This is a genomic window from Sphaerochaeta sp. S2, assembly GCF_016406725.1.
Classification (GTDB): domain Bacteria; phylum Spirochaetota; class Spirochaetia; order Sphaerochaetales; family Sphaerochaetaceae; genus Sphaerochaeta.
On sequence record NZ_JAEKNT010000087.1, the window covers coordinates 1 to 4,564 of the forward strand.

Consider the following 4,564-nt stretch of genomic DNA (forward strand, 5'->3'; position numbering starts at 1 on the left):
CAGTAAAGCTTCTCTCTTTCCATACGCATCAAGCAATGCTTTTACTGCATCCAGCAGTTCAGTCAGCTTGGCTTGCACATTCAGCTGGTATCCACGCTGAAGCTCTTCAACCAAGGTAGCTACCGGTATAATTCTTTTTACCCGATAGGCATTGCTACCCGCAAATACATATCCGCTATTAAGCAATCCTCTTCTTGCATTGTTCAATGCAATGGAGATGCAGTAGTTCGCTTGCTCTGCCTTGCAGGTGGCAAGACACTTCCAAGCACAACGGAATGAGGGATTGTTCCCTGCTTCACTATCAAGGATGAACTGGTTGCGAATTGCACGACCAGGCATTCCAACGGGACTCTTGATGAGACCGATTTGTTCCTTCGTGCAGGAAACATAGGCTTCCTTGAAACGAATATCGGCGTCACATTCATCAGTTGCAACAAAACGGGTTGCCATCTGTACGGCACTCGCACCAAGGCTTAGTACCTTGTAGATATCCTTTCCTGTGTAGACACCACCTCCTGCAATTACAGGAATGGCAACACCCTTGCTCTCTTCGAAAGGTTTCAGTGCTTCCACCACGGTGGGGACAATGGCCTCGAGTTGGTACTCTGGGTCATCCAATTGCTCAGCGGTAAATCCTAGGTGTCCACCTGCCTTTGGTCCTTCAACCACAACTGCATCCGGGGTGTCGTTATACAGCTTCTCCCACATCCGGAAGATCATCTGTGCAGCCCTTGCAGAGCTTACGATTGGGGCAAGTTTGACGTCTGCTTTTCTGAGTGCTTCTACTGGGATGTTCTTGATCGGGAGGCCCGCTCCAAGAAAAACGATATCCACTTTCTCTTCAATGGCTACATCGAGGAGTTGGTGGAAATCATTCACAGCGACCATGATGTTCACCCCAATGATTCCATCACTCAAGCTTCTGGCTTTACGGATTTCATTCCTGAATGCTCTAAGGTTGGCGGCTCTACCGTCCTCATAGTAGTCTTTCTCAAGCAGGCCTATTCCATTGGCTGCAATTACCCCAATACCTCCAGCATTGGCAACAGCCGATGCCAGTGAGGAGAGAGAGATTCCAACTCCCATTCCCCCTTGTACGATAGGGGTCTTTGCCACAAGGTTTCCGATTCTCAGCTCCGGCCAGGTAATCTTTGAACTGAGGATTTTCTCAATAGCAGGCTTGACCTCCCCTAGATGGAGTTGTTGTACACAATGGTGCAATACGCTCTTGAGATTTGTATGTAAAGTTTCTAAATCCGGTATTGTCATGCTACATTCCTTTATTGCAGGTACTAGTATAGCCTAACATTAACATAATTACAGATTTTGTAATAGTGTTAGAAAAGATTCTTTTCCCCTGTTCCCTATTAAGTCTTCATTGTAGTGGAGTGAATATTGCAGAGAATATAAAGACCCGTCAGAGAAATAGGTGGACGCCACGTAGAGTAAACTATGCTTTCTAGACGAAAGCAGTGGATTTTGAGTAGTATGGAAGAATGAATATGATGCTTTTAGAAGAGCAGGAGAAAGGAAGAGCTTCCTTTCTCTCTACCATTGGAAAGTTAGAGAAAACCATTCTCACTCTCCAGCGAAAAGGAGCCTCCACGGCATTGGCAGAGAGGCGCCTACATGCTTATAGGCTAGGTTTTGCTGTGCTCTTTGCTGATGCTTCATCGTATAGCATAGATGAGCTCAAGGAAGGTAATGCAGTTCTCTCGGATCTTATTCCTTCCTTGGAGAGATCATACGCAAAACTAGCACAAGGGAGTCCTCAAAGGACCCTGCTGGAGAGAAGAATCAGTTCAATGAGAGTTGCCATCAGGGCGATTGACGAGCTTCTCGGCGAGCACACTTCGTAAAATCGCCGCATATTCCCTCTCAAGTTTTTCTTCATCGATCGTAAGGCACCGTCCTTCCTGTATTATCCAACGCCCACCGAGCATAACGTGTTTGATCATGGAGGGTCGGGTGTGGATCAAGGTATTGTAGGCGACATTGGAGAATCCCGGCGTTTCTATAAGTGGGGAGAGAGCAAGCCCGTCCTCCACGAATAGCATGTCGGCCGGAGCTCCAACGGCAATCGTCCCTTGGTATCCTGAGGAAGAAGCTATCGGGGCTGCTGCCTTGCTCGCCATGTTCCAGACATGGGATGCCCCGAGGTGTTCGCTCTTGTTGCTCTGCTTCAGCTCTGCGTAGGTGGTGCGCATGACTTCCCAGATATCATGAGTGAGAAAATCGGTTCCCAGTGTGATACGAGCCCCTCGCTCCATTAGATCTATAAGGTTCATGGAACGTGCTCCAGAGATGAGGTTGGAAATCGGGCAGTGCACGATTGTTGCCTTGCTTGAAGCAAGCATTGCGCGGTCCCGTTCAGTAGTCTCCACACAATGGAACAGAATCGTTTGCTTGCCGAGCAGGGCTTTCTTTTCCAGCAATTCCACAGTGGACATGCCAAATTTCCTGAGTACTTCTTCTCTTCTGAAGCGTGTCTCCAGACAGTGGGTCATGAGGGGCCAAGCAGTTTTCTCAACTCTTTGGATTGCCTCCTGCAGCCCTTTTTCATCCAGGTCCTCTTCTTCTGGTAGATGGGTGCCACGCTGTATGTGATTGCAGGTAAGTTCATGGCTGGGATTCTCGTCGTACCAGTCAACCAAGGCCTTGATACCAATCTTCTCAGCACATGCTTCCAGAATCCCACTGCTCTCATCCGCCTGTCCGGTCTCTACGATGAAGCCGACACCTGATTTCACATATTGCAGATAGGCATACAGAACCAGCGTTTCAAATGCGGGCGTTCCTACACTGTTGTCGAGATACTCAAACAGATCTGTTTGCAGTCGTCCTTGTTCTGTCTCGTTACACCAATTATGGAGGCTCATATCACTGAAGAGTCCCCTGAGCAGAGTGTCTGGCGTATGCACATGACAATCAGCGAGGGCGGGGTAGAGCAGGAAGGCTGAACAATCGATGACTTCTTCTCCTGATTCCCCATGCAAGGAATCCTCAATATCAGTGATGGTTCCATCTTCTATTCTGATGTCTTTCTTGTGCAGGGAGTAATCTGGGCCCAGGAAACGTGTTTGTTTGAGTATCATGCATAAACCATACCATCTGCTTTTATTGCTTCCAAGTGAAAGATGGCGCTTTTGGGTTATTCGCTGAATCGAGTGGGTAACCCTACATGATGGTGGCTTTAGGAAGTGCAAGCTCTCCACAGACAAAATAGATCATTGCCATGAAATTCTTCATGTTTTTGAACCCTCTTGCTCTGTGCTTGATCAGACTTATCATCGAGTTGAATCCCTCCAGAAGTGCGTTGGTCTTCCTGGAATCGAAGTAGTTGAGAATCTCCAAGGCATTGCGGGTGAGCGACTGACCCACCTTCTGCATCTCCGCTATGCGGCTGTTGGACAGCTCCATGCACAAGGCCTCGAAAGCTTCGACAGCACTCTCGTAATCAAGGCAATTCTCATAGAATCCCTGCAGTTTCAGGCGGTAGTTGTAGGCGGTGACGGTATCCAGGTGGTCTGTGCTCAGCAGCAGCTCCAACTGGCTCAGCTGCTTTTCTGTGAGGTTCTGCTTGTTCTTCAACCACAGATAGCGGGTTCCTTCCAGCGACCCGATCTTCTTTCTGTCCTTGGAACGCATCTCTCGGCGCCTGACCTGGTCCACTGAGTCACCCATCATCTTGACGACGTGGAACTTGTCCACCGTCGTCCTTGCCTGGGGGAATGCGTCTGTCATGGCATTTCGGTAGCCGTGGCACATGTCGCTGGTCACGTCCCCCACCTTGTCCGGCTCTCCCTGCTTGGCCTTGAAGATGTGCAGGAACTGCTTCACCGTATCCTTGCCTTTTCCTTCCACCGTATACAATACCCTAGCCTTGGAACCGTCCTTCTCAGGATGTGCCAGGAATACGGTGATGTAATGCTGGCCCTTGTGGCTGTACTCGTCCACCCCGATGGCATCGACCCCGCTGAAGTCCTGCTTCTCAAGGGCCTGCTGTACGTACAGGCTGATCAGCCTCCACAGCCTGGTGTCATGCTCGCCCACCTGCTTGGCGACCTGGCTGACCGGCATCTGCTGCAGCATCGTCAGCAGGACTGCCTCCATCAGCAGGGTGAAGCCGCTTCCCGACCTCGCCCAGGGAACCTCCACCAACCTGACCTTGTGCTGCTCGCACTCGATGCGCGGAACCCTGGCGTGGATGTAGCAACGGTACTGGAAGAAGTTCAGGTGCCGCCAGACCTTCCGCTTTGAATCATAGATGCGGCAGCTCTCACCGCATTCGGGGCAGGGAAACTTGCTCCCTTCCTGGTAATCAACAGTGATGTGTACTTCCATCTTGTCCGGATTCTTCTCTGAGGGGACCATCTCAACATTCGTTACCCTCCAGGGTTCAGTCAAGCCAAGGGCCATGGTGAAGATGTCTGTCTGGGAGAATCCGTTCATCGTGAATTACCTCTCTGTCCTATGATACCAAAACAGTACCACAGCACTCCCAGAGTTTTCCACTATCACTTTGCCTCTTTAGGATTCTACCCACTCAAAACAGCGAAAGGCC

4 protein-coding genes are annotated in these 4,564 nt (G+C 49.9%); 1 reads left to right on the forward strand and 3 read right to left on the reverse strand.

Annotated elements, in window-relative coordinates; translation table 11 throughout:
- On the reverse strand, positions 1–1,269 hold a 1,269-nt coding region (locus tag JF818_RS02420; RefSeq protein WP_198890396.1), incomplete at its 3' end, for a nitronate monooxygenase family protein.
- A 233-nt stretch (positions 1,270–1,502) separates the two neighbouring features.
- Here JF818_RS02420 and JF818_RS02425 point away from each other — a divergent pair.
- Entirely contained in the window at positions 1,503–1,859 is a 357-nt protein-coding gene (locus JF818_RS02425) for a hypothetical protein (RefSeq protein WP_198890397.1), read from the forward strand.
- Here the strand turns inward: JF818_RS02425 and JF818_RS02430 are convergent.
- Both JF818_RS02430 and JF818_RS02435 read right to left on the reverse strand, forming a co-directional pair.
- Entirely contained in the window at positions 1,803–3,095 is a 1,293-nt protein-coding gene (locus tag JF818_RS02430) for an amidohydrolase family protein (protein ID WP_198890398.1), read from the reverse strand. The genes JF818_RS02425 and JF818_RS02430 overlap by 57 nt on opposite strands.
- An 82-nt stretch (positions 3,096–3,177) precedes the next feature.
- A complete protein-coding gene (locus tag JF818_RS02435) occupies positions 3,178–4,452 on the reverse strand; it encodes an ISL3 family transposase (RefSeq protein ID WP_117331564.1) in 1,275 nt (424 codons plus the stop codon).
- Between the last annotated feature and the right edge of the window lie 112 nt (positions 4,453–4,564).